Here is a 20536-nt window from a genome sequence, read left to right on the forward strand (position 1 = left end):
ATGAGGACGAGGACCCAACCATCGATCGTCGGATTCGGGCTCGCGCTTTCGGCCTTGCTTCCGCTCGCGGAGGCGAGCGCCCAGGTCACGCCCGTCGTCGTCCCCTCGGATCAGCCCACGCCTTCCCCGACCCCGGCGCCCGTCGCGCCGCCCGTGACGTCCCCCGCGGCGATTGCGACCGCGCCCCAGGGCGACGCGGGCGATCCCATTCAGGTTCACGTGGGCCGCGTCGAATCCCTTGCCTCGTTCGCGCGTGCTTTGCGGGCCACCTGCGCCGCGCCGGCGACCGACGATCCGAAACCCGCGCTCGAAAAGGCCGCGGCGCGCCTCGTGGCCCAGCAAAAGGGCATCGAGGCCGTCGAAGCGCGGCAAAAGAAGCTCGAGCAAGAGGTCTCTGCGAAACCGTTCGATGCTCGTACGATCGCGGCGCTGGAGGCCGCGAAACGCGAGCGGAAGGCCCTCGAGGACGCCGCGCGGCGGGACGTCGCGGGGAGGCTCGACGAGCCCGCGCGGAATCTCACGGGCCTGCGGACCGAGCTCTGCGCCGAACTTTGCGCCGGCGGGGACACGGCCGCGTCTCCGGTCAACCTTTGCGCTTTTTCGGCGCCTACGCTCGCGAATGCGGCCGTCATTGCGGACCAACGCGGTGTCGAGGCGGTCGCGCGGTACGTGACGCGTAAATTCGAGCCGATCCGGATCGTCCTCGCGGATCGAAGCGTGTTTTCCCTCGCCGAGATCGGCGAGGCCGACCCACTCCTCGCCCGCAGATACCCCATTCTCGAAATCCCCTCCGCGGCGACGCGTGTCTTCACCGTCCAGCACACCGGCCTCGAGGTCGCCGCTTTCACGGCCGGCACACTCGACGTCGGCGTGCGCGCGCTCGCGAACCTCGTCGGCGACCGGGCCCGGCGCGAGGCGCTCGTGTGGTTCCTCGAGCGATTGCACGACGACGCCTGCGGCCCCGCGATGACGCCCGCCGGCACGCCGGGGGATTCGTACCGGGAGATCCGGTCCTTCTGGCTCCCCACGACCTGCGCGCTCTCCACGCGCCGCCTCGATTTCGCGCAATATGGCGGCGGCGAGAGCCTGCTCGGCGCGCTCCGCGGCGCCGTCGCCTCCGACGTGAAGAACTGGCCCGGCGTCGCCCTCGGCCTCGGCTTCGGCGCCTCGTTGTGGGCAGACGTGAAGCTCGGCGGGAACCTTTTTTCTTGCGCGGAGGACCCCTCCGCCCCGGTGATTTGCGACGCTGGCGCGCCCGACCGCGTCACCTGCCAGGCCCGCGCCCAGCGGCAGCTCGTGTGCGGCGCGGAAGTACGCGTGCGCGGGGCCGCGTCGAAGCTCGCCTCGGACCTCTCGACCGGCGCGAATGCCGCCCTGAGCCTCTCGCATTTCGGCGACGAGCTCGATCGCGCGAACGGATATCGCATCTTCCGCAATACCCCGCGCAAGCTCTTCAGCCAGCGCCTCGAGATCGCGGCGTGCGCCGCGTCCCTCCCGCACGTCTTCCAGGAGTATGGCGAGCTCGTCCGCCAGACCCGCCCCGGCCGAGCCGAGGAGACAGAGGCGCTCCTGCTCGCCGCGCTCACCACGTCGCCCGCGTGTTTCACGCTCGTCGGCCGAGGTTTTTCCCGGAAGGATTGCCCCGCGTTCTCCGAAAGCCCCGACGCAATCGGATCCCACGCATGTCACCGGAAAGACCCGGCCGCCTCGGGCGACGTGGACGCGGCCCTCGTCTCGGCGCTCGAAGCTGCCGCGCCGCTCGAAAAACTCTCGACGATCGTGCGCTGGTCGAAGTACGTGCGTCTTCCCGCGGTCGAACTGGGGGCCCGCTGGAGCGCCGTCCTCACCGCCTTCGAGGCCTATCGCGCCGCCGCCGAGGCGCTCCGGGCCACGGTCGATCCCAAGCTCGTGAACCCGCCGGCCCTCCAGATCGGCGTCGACGTCGACGGAAAGAAGATCGGCGAGATCGTACGGGCCCTCGAAGCGTACGCCCGCGATACCTCACGGTTGGCAAGCCAAACGAATTCCTTCGCCCTCCAGCGCGCGTCCATCGTCCTTGCCCGCGCGTCGCTCGACCTCGCCCTCGCCTTCGTCGCGGCCGGCGAGCAGCTCTCCGAGGCCGTCTCGTTCCCCGGCCTCTGCAAGGCCGCCACCTGTTCGCCCGGCGAAATCTCCCCGAGCTTCGCCGCGGCGCGGGCCGAGCTCGCGCGCCTCGTGGTGAGCCTCGAGACCCTCGAAGCGGCGCTCGCCGAAGATTGGGGCCGGGTCGTCGCGCGGGTCGTCGGGGCCGCGCGCGCCGAGCTCGAGCGCATGTGCACGGACGAGGAATGCAAGAAGCTCTGCGCCGCGGGGAAGGGGCCGTGCCGCCCCCTCGACGCCATCGCCCGCCACAGCGGCCTCTTCGCGACGATCGCCTTCGAGTCCGACCCCTCGCGCATCGCCGAGGCCCTCGACGCGGCCGCCATGCCCATCGGCGGCTGGCGACGGAAAAACACGCCCGGCGTCACCACGATTTCGCTCGGCGCATTCCCGGGCATGTTCGTCGGCGGCGAGCTGCGCTTCGGCACCTACGGGACCACCACCGAGCGCGGCGGCGTGCCGCACGTCGTCGCGCCGACTCTGGCCATGCCGATCGGCCTCGATTTCGCGACCGGCCGCGGCGATTACAACCTCGGCGCATTCATTTCGTTGATCGATCCGGCAGCCTACCTGCAATACGACGTCGAGCAGGCCGGCCGTCTGCCCGGGGCGCAGGTCCTCACGTTGCTTTCGCCCGGCCTGTACCTGCGCGCGGGCCTGTTCGACAGCCCCTTCAACATCGGCGTATACGGTGTGCTTCGGCCCGGGCTCCGCGCGTGGGAGTCCGGGCTCAGCATGCCGGGCGCGCACGCCTTGCAGCTCGGCGTGGCCGCGAGCGTGGACGTCACGCTATTCGATCTCTTTACAGGTCGATCCGCGGAATGATCACCACGGAATGGGATCGCCGCGGAAATGGTAAAACCCGCCCGATTCGGCGCGGGAGAGGCGATCGACGAGCTTGAGGATGCCCGCTGCCGACTCCTCGACGGACATCGGCGCGTTCGGCCCGCCCATATCGGTCTTCACCCAGTCCGGGTGGAGGGAGACCACCGTGAAATCCTCGCCGCGCAGGTCGATCGACATCGACTTGGTCGCCATGTTCAGCCCCGCCTTCGACATGCGATAGGCGTACGCACCGCCGTCCGTATTCTCGGCGATCGAGCCCATGCGGCTCGACATGTTCACGACCTTGCGCACCGAGCTCCGCCGGAGGTGGGGGAGCAGCGCCGACGTGACGCGCAGCGTCCCCACCGCATTCGTGTCGAAGGTCTGCGTCACGTCCCGGAAATCGAGGTCCGCGAGCGAAAGCCACTTGCCCATGACGCCCGCGTTGTTGATGAGCACGTCCACGGGCACATCGCCGAGCGCGGCGGCAAAGGCCCGCACGCTCGCGTCGTCCACGACGTCGCAGGCGAGGACGCGCAGCCGCCCGCCCGCGCCCTGGCCGAGCGCGGCGAGATCGTGGGCGGATTCAGGGTTTCGGACACCGGCGTCCACATGGTCGCCGCGCTCCAGATACCTACGGGCGAGCTCGAGGCCGATGCCCCGGTTCGCTCCAGTGATTACGACTCGCATGGCGTGGGGTCTAGCACGGCTTCTCCGTCATTTCCCGGTCGATTTGCAGCAACGGAATCCGAGGTGGTAATTGCCGTGGCTGTTGGGATCGGTCACGCGCGTGCCGTGCCAGTCGGGCGCGCGCCACCGGCAATCGTCCGGGTGCGCCTCGAAGTCCGAGAAGATGAACCAGCTCCCTTTCATCTCGGTCTGGCCCGTGCCGCCGCGGCTCGTCATCTCCTCGGGGCGGAGCGGTAAGTTCATGTGCTCAGCCACGTTCCCATGCTGATCGTACACGCCGAACGAGCTCTTGCACTCCGGGAACGATCCGGCCGGGAACGTGTTCGTCCCGCAGCGCTTCCATCCGCTCGACGTGCACCCCTTCGTCTTGCGGCTCTTCGTCGCGCACTTCGAATGGTCCTTCTCGCGGCCGTACGCCCAGACGATCTCTCGATCGCGGTTGTGCAGGTCCTTCGATTCCTTGCGCGCCTTGCCGAACGAATACTCGACCTCCGGCGCGTGCACGGCGCCGGCGCACGCGCCCTCCCATTCGTGCGCGTCGCAGAGCCTCTTTCCGATGGCCGCGCAGAGCTCGGCCGCCTCCTTCGCGCTCGGGCCGGTGATCGGGTGCTCGCACGGAATGCCGGGGAATTCGTACCGGTCGATGCAGACGCGCGCGTCCGCCTCCTTTTCGCCGGCGAGCGCGTCGTAGATCGGCGTCATGAACGGCGCGCCGCACGCGGGTTCGTCCTGCTCGAACCCCCCGGCCGTGTTCCGCGCCTCGCGGCATTCTTTGCGGGTCATCGGGTATTTCGTGACCTTGGGGTTGCCCTGGCCGAGCACCGACGAGCGCTGGAAAATGGCGCGCACCGCGGCCATTTGCTCGTCCGTGACGTGGAGCATCGAGACCATGCGCCGGAAGAGCGCCTCGCGTTGCTCCTCGATCGTGTCCGGATAGAGCTCTTCCTCCGGTAGCGGCGGCAGGGGCGCGAATACCTTCGGCGCGGGCGGCGCGGGCTCACTTCCGGACGGCGTGGGCGCGGCGGCAGCGGACGCGGACGGGGAGGGGAGGGACGAGGCCGGAGCGGCTTCGTTCTCGCCGGTCTCGGGGGACGAGCACGCGGCGAGGGCCAGAGCGAGGAGCGCGGGGGCGGCGCGGCGGATCGAGGAATCGAGCAGGGGCGACATGGTCACGAAAGACGCGTGGGCGGCGCGGTCGTCTTCCCCGGCGCCACAGCGGGCAAGCTATAGCCCGAGCCGCGCCGCTCGTCACGGGACGTCGAGGTCGAGGACGAGCATCGTCACGAGCGAGGTCCCGCGGGCCTTCACGTTCGCGACCGAGACCTTGTACTTGTGCCCTTTCGTGGGTTCGAGCGCGACGACGGGCGCCGCGTCGTCGGCCTCGTCGCGGCCGGCGATCTCGTTCGTCGTCGCGTCGAGGACCTCCAGATTGACGTCGTCGGCCAGACGATCGGCGCCCGCGAGGATCACGCTGAGCGGCGCTTCGAGCTCGAGCCCGCCCGTCTGGATGTTCTCCTCCTCCGCGAGGATCGTCCCGAAGAACGACCACTCGCCGTCGGCGTGGAACGCGAGGCCCTGCGAGCCCTTCATCCGTCGCGCGACGAGGTGCGAGGCCTGCGCCGCATTCGAGAGGGTGCGGCCGAAGGACTCGACGAAACGGTTCACCGGGATCGATAGGCCTCCCTCGCGCATGATCGCGACCACGCCAAACCCGCCGCCTTCGCCTTTTTTCGCGTTCCCCAGGCGAATGCGGTATTTGCCCTCCGCCTTCGGCGTGAGCTCGACGACAGGCTGCGCGTCGTCCATCGTATCGGCCGCGACGATTTTTCCTTCGGGGCTCTCCACGGCGAGGTCGAGATCTTCCACGCCGTCCGAGCCTCCGCCGAGGATCACGTACCTCACGCCGGCCCGAAGCGGGCGCGTGACCGAGACCTCGCGGCCATTTTCGAGGAAGGCGCCGAGCACGCAGGAGGCGTCCTCGTCGAAGCCGAAGCTCGATTGTTTTTCGAATCGTTGCGCCGCGCCCGTCACGCGTCCGACGGCCTGGGTCATGAATCGACCGGGCCGCCAGGCGGATGTTTCGTCGTCCTCCGCGTCGCTCGGCTCGGCGTGTGCCCGATCATGCTGCGCTTTTGGGGGGCGCGCGGGCCGCGTGACCGCCGCGCGTGGAGGCGGGGTCGCTTCGCCGCCGCCACAACCGGCCGCACATGCGAGCAGGACGGGAACGACGGCCCGGCTCATGAGCCGTCCGCGCAGCAGCGAAAGCCCGTGTTGTCCTCGGCGGCGTCGATGGGCCGCGAGCTCCTCGCGTCGCAGCTCATGTATTTCGCCGAGCTCGAAAACGATCCGCCGCGCCGACGGCATTCGGGGACGCCGCCGTCGCCCGGAATGCAGGCGTCTTCCCATTCCCACACGTTGCCGCTCATATCGACGAGCCCGGACGAACCGCCGCCGCAGCCCGGGAGCGCGAACGCGACGAGCGGCGCCCCGTACTTCGCGTCGGCGCCGTTGCACGCGTTCGAATCGTACGTCGATCCGTAGGGGAATGGTTTCGCGCCACCGTGCGTGCAGGCGCTGTGCCACTGGCTCTGCGCGGGATCGTCGTGCCCGAAATAAGGCGTGGGCCCGCCGGTGAGGCGCCCGCAGAGGCGCTTGCCAAAGGCCGCGCAGAAGGCGAGCGCGTCGCAGAAATCCACGTTCGCGACGGGATAGTCGTTCTTCGGCGGCGGCCCGGACGGAGGGACGAACGTGGTGTCCCCGGCGCAATCGGGGCGCTGCCCGCTCGTGTCCGGGGACGTCTCCAGCCACGCGGCATAATGCGCGTTCGTCACCTCGATCGTGTCGATGCAATAGGCCCGGCCGTCCCAGCCGCCGAGCGCGATCATCGGCGGGGTCCCGGGTACGTCCGGGCACGTCAAGGCGCCTGCGTCGTCCACGAAACTGCCTGTCGTCCCGCCGCTCGATTCCGTCCCGCCGTCACAGCCGGAGGCGGCGACGACGAGCCCGAGCCCGGACACCGCGAAGCTCAATCGGCGCAGCATCGGAAGCCCGTATTCGCCTCAGCGGCGTCCCGCGGACGCGAGCTCGCGACGTCACAATCGACGTTGTCGGCCGAGCTCGAAAACGATCCGCCGCGGCGACGGCAGAGATCCACGCCGCTGTCCCCAGGGATACACGAATCCTCCCATTCCCACACATTCCCGCTCATGTCGACGAGCCCCTCGAACCCGCCCTCGCAGCCTGGAAGCGTGCCCACGGGCAGGACCGCGCCATAGGCGGCGTCCTTCACGTTGCAGGCATTCGCATCGTACGCCTGTCCATAGGGGTAGCCTTGCGTGCCGCCGTGGCTGCACGCGCTGTACCATTGGTTTCGCGAGGCGTCGTCGTCCGCGAAATACGGCGCCGGGCCGCCGCCGATGCGGCCGCAAAGGCGCTTGCCCACGCCCTTGCAATACGCGAAGGCGTCACACCAGTCGACGGATCCGACCGGGTAATCGTCCTTCGGCGGGGCGCCGGTGGAAGGCGTGAAAGAGAGATTCGAGGCGCACACCGAGTTCTGGTTCGCGACGTTCGGGCCAGTTTCGAGCCAGGTCGCATACTGTGCGTTCGTCACCTCGGTGGCATCGATGCAATAGGCCTTCCCGTCCCAGCCGGGCACCGCGACCATGGCCGGCGTGTTCGCGATGGAGGGGCATGTCTTCGCGCCCGCGTCGTCGATGAACATCCCGCTGCTGCTGGAGCTCGCTGCGCCGCCCATGCCTCCCGCGCCGGCCATGCCGCCGGCGCCGCCCGTGCCTCCGTTTCCTGTGCCGCCCGTGCCGGCGCCGCCCGTGCCCGAGGTGACCGAGCTCGCGGCGCCGGTGCCTCCGTTTCCGCCGTTACCGCCGGAGCCGGTCGAGGAAGACGACGAGCTAGGTTGTCCAATGACGTCGGGGGGCTCTTTGGAGCCGCAACCCGCGGCGAACTGGCTCGCCGCGACGGCGACGGGCAGGGTGGCAAAGCCCAGGAGCACGGCACGGCGGAGAAGGTCTCTGCGCATCGATCCCTCGCGCTGCGGAAGCATACGACGAAGGTCGATGGATACCCCATCGGAGACGCGGCGAGAAGGGCTCGTCCGGAGGAAGGAGGGCCCGCGTGGGGCCCTCGTCGGGAAGGCGGGGCGTCAGGGCGTGACGCTGAGGACCGGGAGCTCGGTGACCTCGAAGGAGAGGCCGGGGTTCGAGCCGGCGCCATTGAGGTCGCAATAGGTCCAGCTCGACCCGGCGGTGCGGCTGAAGCGATAGACGTAACGGTAGGAGCCGGGCGTGGCGGGCGCGCTGAAGGAGGCCTGGTATTCGTCGTCGTTACCCACCTGGATGTTGAACGTCGCCGGTACGAACGTGAACCCGCTCTGCGTGGTCGGGTTGACGTTCGCAGGGCCGACCCCGAGCTCGGCCACGATGGCGGCGTTCGCGCCGGCCGCATCCGTGAAGCCGGTCTCGTAGACGCGGCCGTAGATCGTCGGGCTCATTTGACCGGCGGACACGGTGGCACTCGCCGGGAACTGGACGCTGCAATAATCCATTTCCGTCGGGTCGGCCGACTCGTTGATCGCGCCTACGAGAGGGCAGGTGCAGACGAGCGCGGCGGTCGCGGAGTTGCGGGGCGCAGGCGCGGCCGTCGAGAAATCGGTCGCATTCTGGTTCGTGTCCGTGCACCCGGCGCCGGCTCGCACGACGGCGAGCGAAACGGACGGCGCCGGCGTCGGCCCTGTCCCCTCGTAGCCGGTCGCGGTCGTCCCGTAACCCACGAGGTCCTGAATTTGCGCGCCCGTCGGATTGGCACCCGAGAGGGCCGTGGTCGTGTTGACGAGGGCCACCTTGCCGGCACTCTGGCCGATGTTCGTTGCGCTCGTCGCCTGGGCCGTGGGCAGCGGGTTGCCGACCGCGCCGCTCGATCCGAATTGAACCAGGTAATAGCCACCCGCGGGGATCGAACCCGTCAGGGCCACCGTTTGCCAGCTCGTCCCCGCCGCGGCCGCATACTGGACGGTCCAGCCCGCGACGCTCACGGTCGACGAGCCGCGGTTGTGGAGCTCCACGAAATCATGGGTATAAGGTGCATTCGTGGATCCACCGCCGCCGTACACCTGGCTGATCACGACCGAGCCCGTGCACGAGGTCGTCGTTGGCTCCGCCGTCAAAAAACCGTCCACCGACGTGTAATTGGTGGCGAGCGGCGTGCCCGATGCATTCTGCGCCCCCGTCGTCACGCGGATCTTGTACGCCGTGAAGTACGAGAGCGTCGGTGCAGGCGCAAGCGTCGCGACCGTGTTGCCCATGCTCATCGTCGGCGCGGCCGACGCGAATCCGAGGCACGAGGCAAAGTCGTCCGTCGAGATCTGGATCGACCCCGTGCAGGCCCCGGTCTCGGTCGTCGCGGTCAGCGTGGCCGGGTTCATGGCGGTGCTGAACGTGACGGCGATCGTCGAGCCCACCGGGACATCGAGCGCCCCGTCCGCCGGCGTCGTCCCCGTGACCGTCGGCGCCGCCGGCGCGACGCACATCCCATTGGCGTCGCATTGCGTGCCGCCATTCTGGTTGCACGGCGTGCCCGCGCTCAGGGGCGTGTGCGTCGGCGTTCCGTTGTTGCAGCTGTCGAGCGTGCAATCGTTGCCGTCGATCGGCAGGTCGCTATTGTCGATCGCGGTCGTCGTGCTGCCCATCCCGTCGCAGACGGCCGCTGTGCAATCGCCGGGCACCTGCGTCGCGACCGGCGTGCCCGAGGGCGCGTACGTCATGCCGCAGACGCCTGTATTGCAGACCGGCGCGCCACACTCCGTGACCTGGCCGGGGCAATCCGCCGCCGTGGTGCACCCGACACACTGGCCCATGCCATTGCACTGATTGCCATTGCCGCAATCCGTGCCCGACGGAAGATTCGTGTGGGAGACGCCGTTCACCGGATCACAGGCGTCGGCCGTGCAAGCGTTGTTGTCGTCGATGTTGACGGGTGTGTGCGAGACGCCGGTCGCCGGATCACAGGCGTCCGTGGTGCACACGGTGTTGTCGTCGATGCCGACGGGCGTGTGGGAGACGCCGCTGATCGGATCGCAGGCGTCCGCCGTGCAAGCGTCATTGTCGTTGACGCTGACCGGATTCTGAACCGGCCCGTTCGTCGGATCACACGCCGCCACCGTGCATGCATTGGCGTCGTCGGCCGGCAGATCGGTGGCGTCGTCCACGGCCACGATGTTGCCATTGCCGTCGCACTCATCACGCTTGCAATCGCCGTCCGTCGGATCGCCCGCGGCGGTCCCTTGCGCGGCGTTATTGACGCCGCAAGCCCCCGCCGTGCAGGTGCGGGTCTGGCAGGCCGTGTCCGCTCCCTGGCAATCGTCCGGGCTCACGCAGCCGACGCACGCGCCCATTCCGTTGCAGAACAGGTTCATGCCGGCGCCGCACGCCGTGCCGGACATCAGGTTCGTGTAGGTCGGCGTGCCGCCCGAGCAGGCGTCGCTCGTGCACTCGTTGTTGTCGTCGGGCAGGTCGGCGTCGTCGTCGACGCTGACCACGTTCCCGGCGCCGTCACACTGATCGACCTTGCAATTGCCGTCCTGCTGGGTCGCGACCTGCGTGCCGGCATTCGCGAACGCCGTGCCGCACATCCCTGCGTCGCAGGTGGCGACGATGCATTCGTTCCCCGTGGGAGGACAATCTGCAGGAACGGTACACTGCGCGCTGCCGCCACCGGCGCCACCCATCCCGCCGGCGCCGCCCATCCCGCCGACGCCGCCCATCCCGCCGGCGCCGCCCATACCACCGACGCCGCCCATACCACCGACGCCGCCCATACCGCCGGCGCCGCCCATACCACCGATGCCGCCGACGCCGCCCATGCCGCCGGTACCACCCATGCCGCCGACTCCGCCCATACCGCCGATGCCGCCGACGCCGCCCATGCCGCCGGTGCCACCCATGCCGCCCGAGCCGGGGCCCATCCCGCCAGTGCCGCCGGTCCCTCCCGTGCCGGCGCCCGGCGACTGGTCGATCTGGCTCCGATCCACCGCCGCGATGATCTCACACCCCGTACCGGTGGAAAGGATGGCGAATGCCATCAAGGTCAGCTTCGTGGTCCTGCGCATCTTTTGTCCCTCCGTACCGCGTCTACCACGGAGGCCGGTCGGGACGAACGCAAAACCAGAGACGGCCCGGGCGGCTTCACCCGAACGTCACGCACGAGGACGAACCCCCACATGTTCCCGGTGAAACCTGCGCAGAGCCAGGTTTTTGGCGGTGGTTTGATGTGACGAACTTAACGGACGAGGGTGGGTCGCGGGTGTTTTCGCGCGCCGTCCTCGAACCGCCCGGTTTTTTCGGTGAGGTGGATGCGATAAAGGTGTGCGTCCGGGTGAACCGCGCCCTGACGATGCGGGCCAAGCGGGCCACGCGCCGTCTCGCTCGCCTCGCGCGAGAAATAACGCTCGAGGAGGACCTGCAGCGCATGCGCGGCATCCCGTCCCGTGAGCTCCTCGAACGTGCCCCACGCGATCACGCTGCGCCAATGCGCGGGTCCGTCGATCTTCTCGACCTCGACGCAGACCTCCGGGTTTTCGCGCATCATCGCGAGCTTCAGGCCCTCACTCGTGTGGCTGTAGACGTAGTCGTCTTCGTACGCGTACGTGATGGGCACGACGTAGGTTCGGCCGCCCGCATGGCAGCCGAGGTGGGCGATCATTTGGGTCCCAAGGACCCGTTCAATCTCGTCTGGGCTGAGCTTGCCGACCATGAGAGCGCGCGCCTCCTCCCTCGCAGGCAGGGCAGCGGGCTCCTTGGGGCTCTGGTGCAATGACGTCAACAAGCGGGGCCGCGTGGGCCCCGCTTGCTCACTCGGCGGCCGGGGCGGGCTCGGCGTCGCCTTTCACGATGCCGCGCGCCCGCAGCCACGCCTTCGCATTCTCGATGGCGAGGTACAGGGCAGGGATCACGACAAGCGAGAGCAACGTCGAGCTCACGACGCCGCCGATGACCGCGATGGCCATCGGCGCGCGGAACTCGCTGCCCTCGCCGTTCGAGATCGCAGTCGGCAGCATGCCGAGCACCATCGCTGCGCTCGTCATCAGGATCGGGCGGAGCCGCTCCGGGCCGGCCTCCAGGATGGCCTGCAGCGGCGTCTCGTTGTTCTCGCGCACGCGCACGATCGCCCGGTCGACGAGCAAGATCGCGTTTTTCGTGACCAGGCCCATGAGCAAGATGATCCCGATCATCGCGCCCATGGCCATCGACGTATCCATCAGGAAGAGCCCCAGGATCGCGCCGACGAGCGCGAGCGGCAGGGTCATCATGATCGTCAGCGGGTGGATGAAGCTCTCGAACTGCGACGCGAGCACGAGGTAGATGAAGATGATTGCGAGCAGGAGCGCCGTCCCCATCGACGAGTTCGTGTCGTTCATCTGCTCGATCTGCCCGTCGTAGGTGAGTGACGTGCCCTTCGGCTTCTGCAGCGCGTCGATCCGTGGCGTGAGTTCGCCCACGATCTCGCCGAGCGAGCGGCCACGCGGCGTCGCCCACACGGCGATCTGACGCTGCCGATCCTCGCGCTCGATCACCTGCGGGCCCTCGCCCATTTCGAGCCGCGCGATGTCCGAGAGCGCGACCGCGCCTCGCGGCGACCACAACGTCAGCCGCGAAAGCTCGGCCGGCGAAGCCCGGTCCTCCTCGCGCATCTGCACGCGGATCGGCACCTCGTCCTTACCCTGGCGGAGCTTGCTCGCCTCCTCGCCCTCGATCGCGGTGCGCAGCGTCATCGCGACCTGCGCCACGCTGATGCCCTGATCGGCCGCGCGCTGCCGGTCCACCTTCACGCGCATTTCGGGCCTGCCGGGGGAGAACTTCACCTGCACGTCCGTCACGCCCGCCGTGGTCTGGAGAACGCCCGCGACCTGATCGGCCAGCGCGCGGATGTCGTCGTACGACTCGCCCCGCACGTTGATCATGATGGGCGCCTGCACGCCCGCGCCCTCCACGAACTCGGGCTCCGTGATGACCACGTTCGCGCCGGGCACGGCCTTCGCAATCGCGCGCACGTCGTCCTTGATGGCGTCGAGCGGCACCGCCCGCTCGTGTTTTTTCGTCGTCAGGATGCGGTAGTGCGCCTTGTTCACCTCGCCGTTCGGCCCGAGCGTCACGTAGAGCGTCCTGAGCTGCGGGTGCGCGAGCAGCTTCTTCTCCGCTTCGAGCGATTGCGTGGCGAGCTCGTCGAGCGACGTCCCCGCCGGCAGCTCGATCTCGACCATCATCTCCCCGCGATCCTCAGGGTTGACGAAGTCCGAGCCCATGAGCGCCATGAGCTGCCCCGAGCCGATCAGCGTGCCGAACGCGACGAGCCCGACCACGAGCTTGTGCTTCACGACCCAGCCGAGGACGTCGCGGTAGCTGTCGTCCATCGCGCGAAAGACCCACTCGAACGGCCGCTTGAGCCAGGCGAATGGATCCTTGGCCCCGTGCTCGAGCGATTTCGAGAACCGCGACGAGAGCATCGGATCGAGCGTGAAGGCCACGAAGAGCGACACGAGCACCGCGCCCGAGACAGTGAGCCCGAATTGACGGAAGAACTGGCCCACGATGCCGCCCATGAACGCCACCGGCACGAAGACCGCCACGATCGTCAGCGTCGTCGCGAGCACGCTGAGCGCGATCTCTTTTGTGCCGTTCAGCGCCGCTTCCATGGGTGGTTCGCCGCGCTCCAGGTGCTTGAAGATGTTCTCGCGCACCACGACCGCGTCGTCGATGAGCAGGCCGATCGCCAAGGAAAGGCCGAGCAGCGTCATCATGTTCAGCGTGAAGCCGAGCACGTACATCAGGAAGAACGTCGCCACGACGCTCGTCGGCAGCGCGACCGCGCTGATGAGCGTCGAGCGCAGATCGAGCATGAAGATCAGGATGATCAGAATCGCCATCGCGCCGCCGAACCAGATGGCGATCTGCACCTCGTGCGCGTTCTCCTGGATGAACGTCGACTGATCCATGATCAGCGACGTCTTGAGATCCTCGGGGAACGTCTTCTCCAGCGTCGCGAGCTTCTTCCGCACGCCCTCGCAGATCTCGACCGTGTTGCGGCCGCTCTGCTTGACGACCTCGAAGGCGACGGCTTCCTCGTTGTTCACGCGGATACGCGTACGCATGTCCTCGAAGCCGTCCTGCACGTCGGCCACGTCCCGCAGGCGCACCGACGAGCCGTCGCGGGCCATCGAGACCACGAGATCACGCAGCGTATCCACCGCTTCGAGCTCGCCCATCGCGCGCACGCTGATCTCGCGCGTCCCCTGCTCGTAGCGCCCCGCGGGCACCGTCAGGTTCGCGCCCTTGATCGCCGCCACGATCTGCGCGGGCTGCACGCCGAGCGCGTCGATCCGCGCCCGATCCAGGAGCACCTTCACCTCGCGCTCGGCGCCGCCGCGGATGTTCACCGCCGCCACGCCGTCGACCTGCTCGAGGGACGGCCGGATCACGTCATCGGCAAAATTCCGGATCTGGCTCAGCGATCGTTTGCCGCGGAGCGTGTAGATGAGCACCGGCGCCGCGCCCGTGTCGAGGCGCGAGATCACGGGCTCTTCGATGTCCTTGGGCAGCTTGAAGCGGGCCTGCGCCACGCGCTCGCGTACGAGCTGCGCGGCCTCCTGGATGTCCACGTCGAGCTTGAAGATCACGACCGTGGTCGACACGCCTTCCCGCGAGAACGTGCGCACGCGGTCGATGCCATTCAGCGACACGACCGCGTCCTCGATGGGCTTCGAGATCTGCGTCTCGATCTCCGCCGGGCTCGCGCCCGGATAGACGATCGTGACGCTGGCGACGGGGAAAGAGACGTCCGGGAACAGATCCGTGCCGAGGCGCTTGTAGCCCACGATGCCGAGCACGAGCAGCGCCACCGCGACCATCACCGTGAAAACGGGGCGCTTGATGGCGATCGCCGAGAGGTTCATGAGAGGTCCTCGTTCGCCTGGAAATGGGAGCCGATCACTTCGCGGGCGCCGGCGCCGCGGGTCCGAGATTGAGCGCTTCGCCTTCCTTCACCTCGGGGCTCGGGTTCGCCACGACGGACGCCCCAGCCTCGAGCCCCTTGCGCACGTACAGCGAGCCGTCGGGCGCGATCGTGAACGAGACCCGCACGATGTGCGCCTTGCCGTCCTGCACGACGACGATCTCGTCCTGCGCCCCGGGCCGAAGCGCCGAAGCAGGGAGCCTGAGCACCTCGATCGTCTCCGCGGCCACGATCTGCGCGCGGACGAATGATCCCGAGAGCAGCCCGACCTCGGGCCCGTTCGGGATCTCCGCGATCACCGGCACCCTGCGCGTCTGCGGATCGAGCGAGCCGAGCACCGCCGTCACCTTGCCCGTGGCCTTCGGCGCGCCATCGATTGACACCGCGGCGCCGACCTCGAAGACGTTCGCGTCGTTCTCGGAGACCGAAGCCGCGAGCTTGAGCACCGACGTGTCCTCGACGTGATAGAGCGGCTCGCCCGGCGCGACGATCTTGCCGATGCCGTTCGGCGCGCGCGTCACGAGCCCGCCGAAGGGCGCCACGAGCGTCGCATTGCCCACCGACACCGAGGCGAGCCGCGCCTGCGCGCGCGCCTGTTCGAGCTGCGCCGCCGCGAGCAGCGCCCGCTGCGTCGACGTCGTCTTCTCCGCCTCGGGCACCGCGCTCTGCTGGTAGAGCGTATCCGAGCGTTTTTGCGCGTCCTTCGCCATTTCGAGCGAGATCTCCGCCACGCGTACGCCCGTCTGCGCCACGTTCGCCTGCGCCGAGGCCTCCGCCGCGTCGACCACGCCGAGGACCTGCCCCGGCTTCACGACGTCGCCGATCTTCGCCTTGATCGCGAGCAGCCGCCCGCCTGCTTTGAAGCCCACGTCGGCCTGCTGAATCGGCTCGAGCGTGCCCGTCACGGCGACCCTCGGCTGCCAGCGCATCGGCTCGGGCTTCGCGATCAGCGTGCCGCCGTGTGCTGTCACCTTCGGCGGCGCGGCCGCATTTCCCGGCGCCGCGGCGTGCTCGGCCGTGACGGCCGATTGCGCCTCGATGGCCTTTTTCTGGTCCATCTTGGCCTTGACCCGGACGCCGATCAGACCCCCGGTGCCCAGCACGATCACGAGGGCAATCAGCTTGCCCGCGCCAAACTTTTTCGTCGTACCCGTCGTTGCCACGGTGCTCATCCTGTCTTCGCTCTCGCCCTGGGTTCTCGCGGACGTTCGTCCCGCTCCCGGTTCTTCGTGACCGTCCGGTCAACTACCGCACTCGACGCGGCAGAGAAGAGCCCGCGCGCGAGCAAATCCTGCGCTTGACGCGCCCAGCTTTCGATGTCCGGGCGCCGCGGCTGCTTGATGATCTCGCGCACCAGCCGCTCGTGCGTGCCCGCGACGAGCCGTGCGACGATCGCCGGCTCGATGTCGTCGCGATAAAGCCCCACCTCCACGCCGTGCCGCAGCCAGGTCTCGGCTTGCCGCTCGATGCGCTCGGCGAACGCGTCCATCAGGTACGCGTAGGGCGTCCCGCCGCCGCCCGTGAGGATCATCCCCAGGATCCCGCGGTTTTGCCAGCAAAATTCGAGCAAGTCGACGACGTGCGCGAGCCGTCCTTCGAACAGCGCCTCCATGCTCTCGGGCGGCGCGCACTCGTCGAAGCGCGCCGCCTCGATGCACGCCGAGAGCCGCGCGACCACGCCCTCCACGATCTGCCGGAAGCAGTCCTGTTTGCTCTTGAAATGCAGGTAAAAGGCGCCCTTCGAGACGCCTGCTCGGATGGTGATGTCTTCGACCTTGGCCGCGGCGAGGCCGTTCTCCGCGAAGATTGCTTCAGCGGCTCGTAAGAGGTCGATACGCGCGCGTGGATCGGCGATACGAGGCATTCCTGACCGGTGGGTCACTATGGGGGGATGCCCCTTTCCGGTCAAGAGGACTCGGACCCCCATCGCGACCGCGCTACGATGGGGCGTCCTTGCTTCTTCGAGGAGGCTCTCCATGCGTGTGCTCCCCCGTTTGTCGCTTGCTCTTGTGGCGGCCGTCGCGCTGATCCCCGCTGCCTCGCAGCCTGCCCGCGCCTGCCCACCGCCCTTGCCGGGCCTTTCCAACCACATCCCCGAGAGCGGGGCAACGTACCCCGCCAACGCTGCATTATTCTTTTGGGGTCATTCGATCTCGCTCGACGCCGTCACGGTCACGGTCGATGGAAACCCCGCGTCGTTCGTGCCAACCGGGGACGCCGTGCTCACCGGGCTCGGCGGGTTCGCCGTGCGTATCGACCCGACCCCGTCGCTCGGCCAGGTCGTGAAGGTGAGCGGCAACTTCTGCACCCCGGACGTGACGTGTGAACCCAAATCAATTGCGTTCACGGCAAGCGCGCCGGACACGACGTCGCCCGCGCCGGTGAAGAGCCTGCTCTTCAACGTCTACGACTACCCCGATTTCAAGTCGAGCGGCGGCGATTGCCAGATCGACAGTGATCTCGCGTATTTTCTGCACGTCGACACGGACGCGCCGGAGGCGGGGGCGGCGCCCGAGGTGTGGCGTGTCGAGGCGTTCCGCGACGCGGCGATGCAGGACCTCGCATTCGAGCGATCGGTGCGCGCGGGCAGCATGATCCGGTTCCAGAAGCTCGCCCTGGAGCTCCAAGGCGCCGAGCCGGCGACGGCCTTCAAGTTCCGCGTGACGACGCATGACGCCGCAGGAAACAAGGGCGGATCGTGGGTGGTTTCGTCGCCCTGCCACGTGCGCGTCGACCCGCCGGGCACCTCGCAGTGGCCCCCCGACGAGCCGATGTGGACCGCGGCCGACGTCCACCCCGGCGGCGTCTGTGACGAAGGCGGAAGCGGCGGCGCTGGCGGAGGCGGAAGCGGTGGCGCTGGCGGAAGCGGCGGCACCGGCGGAAGCGGAAGCGGAAGCGGCGGCGGAAGCGGAGGCGCCGGCGGAAGCGGAAGTGGTGGTGGCGGCGGCAGCAGCGGCGACGACGGGTCCTGCGCGGTCGGCGTGCCGGGCGGGGCGCCCTCCGGCGCTGCGGGGCTCGGGCTCGTCGTGCTGGGCTGGGTCTCGCGACGCGCTCGGAGGAGGCGCAACAAGGCCCTCAATCGTTAACTACCTCTCGGTATGCCGGCACGAGCGATCCGACGTCGAGCCGGTCGCCCGCTGTTCCGCGTTGGCACCTCGGGCAGGATGGCCGTACCCGAGCTCTTGTCGTGGGAATGAGCCTAGCGGACTCGGCTAGCCCATGAGCTCAGTGGGGGGGGCGGGGCCAGCCTCCTTGGCAAACGCACTTGGAGCGACCCGGTCCAACACACTTCCCCCGCGAGCCGGGACGCACCGACTGACAATGCCTCATGCACAGCCACGGGTTGGAGGGGCACCCCATATCAGCCGCGAGCGCGTCTTCCGCCTCCGCAGTCGTGGACTCCTCGGGCGTGCTCTCCTCGCTTGCGATCGTGAGCGCGTCGTTCACCGACTCGTCCGCGTACGCCGTACCCCCGAATGCCACCGGCGCGGCGGCGGCCAAAAGCAGTGCTGCGATCTTCAGGAACTTCATGAACGCCTCCCCCCTGAGACGGATTCGGCAAGCCACGGGGCGAAATGCGCCCGTCGCTGCCGCTCGTCCGTCCACCACGTAGCTCTTGGGATCGAGGTCGCCTGACGTCGAGCCACTCGCCCGCGGTATCGGCCTCGATGTCACCAACCGCTGCTGCCGTGCTCTCCCCCTGAACGAGCACCGTCGAGGGTGACCTCGACGACGGGTCCTGCGCGGTCGGCGTGCCGGGTGCGGCGCGTTCGAGCGCGCGGGACTCGGACTCGTTGAGTTGACGTGACCTGCACTACGCGCTCGACGGTGGCGCTACACGTCTTGATGGCCACGGACCGTGAGCCACCCCCCGAGATCCCCACATTTGTTACGAACGGTCGTTGCGCACGTTCAAAAGATGAGCGACGGTTCATCCCGTGAGCAACTCGTCCGATCGACGAACAACGCTTCCACGTCGCCGTGACGAGGCCAAGGCGCTCTTCCGCAACGCGATCCTCGACGCCGCCGAGCACGTCTTCGCCAAGCAGGGCTTCCACGGCGCGCGCATCCAGGACATCGCCGACCACGCGCGGATCGCCGTCGGCACCGTCTACAACCACTTCGAGCAGAAAGAAGACGTGCTCCATGCGCTGCTCGAGGTGCGGCTCGATCAGATGATCGACAACCTCCGGCCGCAGCCCACCGATCCCGAGCCCTTTGAGCAGAAACTGACGTGCTGCGTCATCCGCACGCTCCAGTTTGTCGAGGCGCACCGCGACTTCCATCAGGTGGCCCTCGACTGCGGGCTCTTCGCGAAGGGCACGGCCTCGGCGTCGAGCATCCTCAAGGACAAGGCCGTGGAGCACTTCGAAAAACTCCGCGCCACGATGCTCGCGCTCGTGAACGAAGGGCTCCAGTCCGGCGCGCTCCGGCCGATGGATCCGGTGCCGCTCGCGCGCGCGCTCGGCGGCCTGATCCGCTCTTCCTCCATCGGCATGCTCATGGAGCAGAGCCACCCCGACCTCGAAGCCGAGGCTTCGCTTCTCGTGGACCTCTATTTGAACGGCGCGGGCCGGGCCGATCGCACCGGGCGCCCGCGTGATGAAAACGATCTTGGAGAACGATGATGCGTCTTGATCAATCCGCGTACGTCGCCGCGCTTGCGCTGCTCCTTTCGTTCACGCCGTCGTGCGCACGAAAGAGCGCCGAGCAGAAGGCAAAACCCGCGGAGAGCGCCACCGCCGAGCCCGCGCCGGCGGTGAAGTTCGCGAAGGTCACCGAGCGCAAGCTGTCGCCCACGCTCGAGCTGACCGGCACGCTCGCCGCCGACGAGACCAGCGAGGTCGCCGCCGCGACCTCCGGCATCGTCACGAAGGTCGTGATCGACGTGGGAACGCGCGTGAAGAAGGGCGACATCCTCGTGCAGCTCGACAGCAGCGATCCCGCCCTCCGCGCCCAGGCCGCCGACGCGTCCGCGGCCCAGGCGCTCGCCAAGCTCGGCGTGAAGAGGGGCGAGAAGTTCGATGCGAACAACGTGGCCGAGGTGCGCGCCGCGAAGGAGAGCATGGACCTCGCCGTGTCCGAGGCCGACCGGACGAAGAAGCTCTACGAGGGTGGATCGGTCGCCGCGTCCCAGTGGGATCAGGCGCGATCCCGCGCCGAGCAGGCGCGCGCCCAGTACGAGGCCGCGCTGAACGGCGCGGCGCAAGGCTGGGCCGGCCTCGCGGCCGCGCAGTCCCAGGCGAACCTCGCGCGCAAATCGGTCGCCGACACGAGCATCCGCGCGCCCTTCGACGGCGCCGTCGCCGAGCGCCGCGCCACGGTCGGCGAGTTCGCGCCGATGGGCAAGGTCGTCGCCGTCGTCGTGCGCGACGAGACGCTGCGGCTGCGCATCGACGTCCCGGAGACGGACGCGTCGAAGGTCACCGTTGGCAAGGAGGTGACGCTCACCGTCTCCGCGCACCCGGGCAAGACCTTCAAGGGCCTCGTCAAGCGCGTCGGCGCGAGCCTCAAGGCGCAGTCGCGCACGCTGCCGATCGAGGCCGAGGTCGCGAACGCCGACGGCCTGCTCAAGCCCGGCTATTTCGCGCGCGCGTACGTCGAGCTCGGCGAGGCCGACACGAACGCGCTCTTCGTCCCCCGCGCCGCCATCGGATCGAGCGGCAGCGCCAATCGTGTCTTCGTTCGTTCGGGCAACCGCGTCGTCGAGCGCATCGTCACGCTTGGCCGCGAGATCGACGGCGAGGTCGAGATCCGCGGCAATGTCCTCCCGAGCGACGAGGTCGCGACCGAGCGAGTCGACCTTTTGCAGGACGGCGTCGACGTGAACGTCGCCCCCGCGTCCGGAGCGAAGTAACCC

14 protein-coding genes are annotated in these 20536 nt (G+C 68.7%); 4 read left to right on the forward strand and 10 right to left on the reverse strand.

What is annotated here, in order from left to right:
* Positions 1–2964 (forward strand): hypothetical protein, encoded by a 2964-nt coding sequence (locus tag KEG38_RS43410; RefSeq protein ID WP_272426650.1) that lies wholly within the window; start codon positions 1–3, stop codon positions 2962–2964.
* Here the strand turns inward: KEG38_RS43410 and KEG38_RS43415 are convergent, their stop codons facing one another.
* The 10 genes from KEG38_RS43415 to KEG38_RS43460 form a co-directional block, all read right to left on the reverse strand.
* A complete protein-coding gene (locus KEG38_RS43415; protein ID WP_272426651.1) occupies positions 2965–3654 on the reverse strand; it encodes an SDR family oxidoreductase in 690 nt (229 codons plus the stop codon).
* 27 nt (positions 3655–3681) lie between these two features.
* Positions 3682–4821, reverse strand: coding sequence for an SUMF1/EgtB/PvdO family nonheme iron enzyme (locus tag KEG38_RS43420; RefSeq protein ID WP_272426705.1), 1140 nt, complete (start codon positions 4819–4821; stop codon positions 3682–3684).
* Between the two features lie 81 nt (positions 4822–4902).
* Positions 4903–5895, reverse strand: a complete 993-nt coding sequence (locus KEG38_RS43425) for a hypothetical protein (protein WP_272426652.1) — start codon at positions 5893–5895, stop codon at positions 4903–4905.
* The gene (locus KEG38_RS43430; RefSeq protein ID WP_272426653.1) at positions 5892–6695 is read right to left on the reverse strand and encodes a formylglycine-generating enzyme family protein; all 804 of its coding nucleotides are present in this window, start codon (positions 6693–6695) and stop codon (positions 5892–5894) included. The genes KEG38_RS43425 and KEG38_RS43430 overlap by 4 nt, the downstream gene beginning before the upstream one ends.
* On the reverse strand, positions 6680–7693 hold the full coding sequence (locus tag KEG38_RS43435; protein WP_272426654.1) for a formylglycine-generating enzyme family protein: 1014 nt from the start codon (positions 7691–7693) through the stop codon (positions 6680–6682). The genes KEG38_RS43430 and KEG38_RS43435 overlap by 16 nt, the downstream gene beginning before the upstream one ends.
* A 123-nt stretch (positions 7694–7816) precedes the next feature.
* Positions 7817–10777 carry an Ig-like domain-containing protein gene (locus KEG38_RS43440; protein ID WP_272426655.1) on the reverse strand — a complete coding sequence of 987 codons (2961 nt, stop codon included), beginning with the start codon at positions 10775–10777 and terminating at the stop codon, positions 7817–7819.
* Positions 10778–10947: 170 nt separating this feature from the next.
* Entirely contained in the window at positions 10948–11421 is a 474-nt protein-coding gene (locus KEG38_RS43445) for a pyridoxamine 5'-phosphate oxidase family protein (RefSeq protein ID WP_272426656.1), read from the reverse strand.
* A gap of 97 nt (positions 11422–11518) precedes the next feature.
* Complete coding sequence (locus tag KEG38_RS43450) at positions 11519–14617, reverse strand: efflux RND transporter permease subunit (protein WP_272426657.1); 3099 nt, start codon at positions 14615–14617, stop codon at positions 11519–11521.
* A gap of 34 nt (positions 14618–14651) precedes the next feature.
* Positions 14652–15839, reverse strand: a complete 1188-nt coding sequence (locus tag KEG38_RS43455; RefSeq protein WP_272426658.1) for an efflux RND transporter periplasmic adaptor subunit — start codon at positions 15837–15839, stop codon at positions 14652–14654.
* Between the two features lie 5 nt (positions 15840–15844).
* The gene (locus KEG38_RS43460; RefSeq protein WP_272426659.1) at positions 15845–16540 is read right to left on the reverse strand and encodes a TetR/AcrR family transcriptional regulator; all 696 of its coding nucleotides are present in this window, start codon (positions 16538–16540) and stop codon (positions 15845–15847) included.
* Between the two features lie 112 nt (positions 16541–16652).
* Between KEG38_RS43460 and KEG38_RS43465 the strand changes: the two genes are divergently transcribed.
* The 3 genes from KEG38_RS43465 to KEG38_RS43475 all read left to right on the forward strand — a co-directional run bounded on the left by KEG38_RS43465 (position 16653) and on the right by KEG38_RS43475 (position 20533).
* Positions 16653–17762 (forward strand): hypothetical protein, encoded by a 1110-nt coding sequence (locus tag KEG38_RS43465; protein WP_272426660.1) that lies wholly within the window; start codon positions 16653–16655, stop codon positions 17760–17762.
* A gap of 852 nt (positions 17763–18614) precedes the next feature.
* On the forward strand, positions 18615–19304 hold the full coding sequence (locus KEG38_RS43470) for a TetR/AcrR family transcriptional regulator (RefSeq protein WP_272426661.1): 690 nt from the start codon (positions 18615–18617) through the stop codon (positions 19302–19304).
* Positions 19301–20533, forward strand: a complete 1233-nt coding sequence (locus KEG38_RS43475) for an efflux RND transporter periplasmic adaptor subunit (protein WP_272426662.1) — start codon at positions 19301–19303, stop codon at positions 20531–20533. The genes KEG38_RS43470 and KEG38_RS43475 overlap by 4 nt, the downstream gene beginning before the upstream one ends.
* Positions 20534–20536 lie beyond the last annotated feature (3 nt).

Source organism: Polyangium jinanense, from assembly GCF_028435265.1.
GTDB classification, from domain to species: domain Bacteria; phylum Myxococcota_A; class Polyangia; order Polyangiales; family Polyangiaceae; genus Polyangium; species Polyangium jinanense.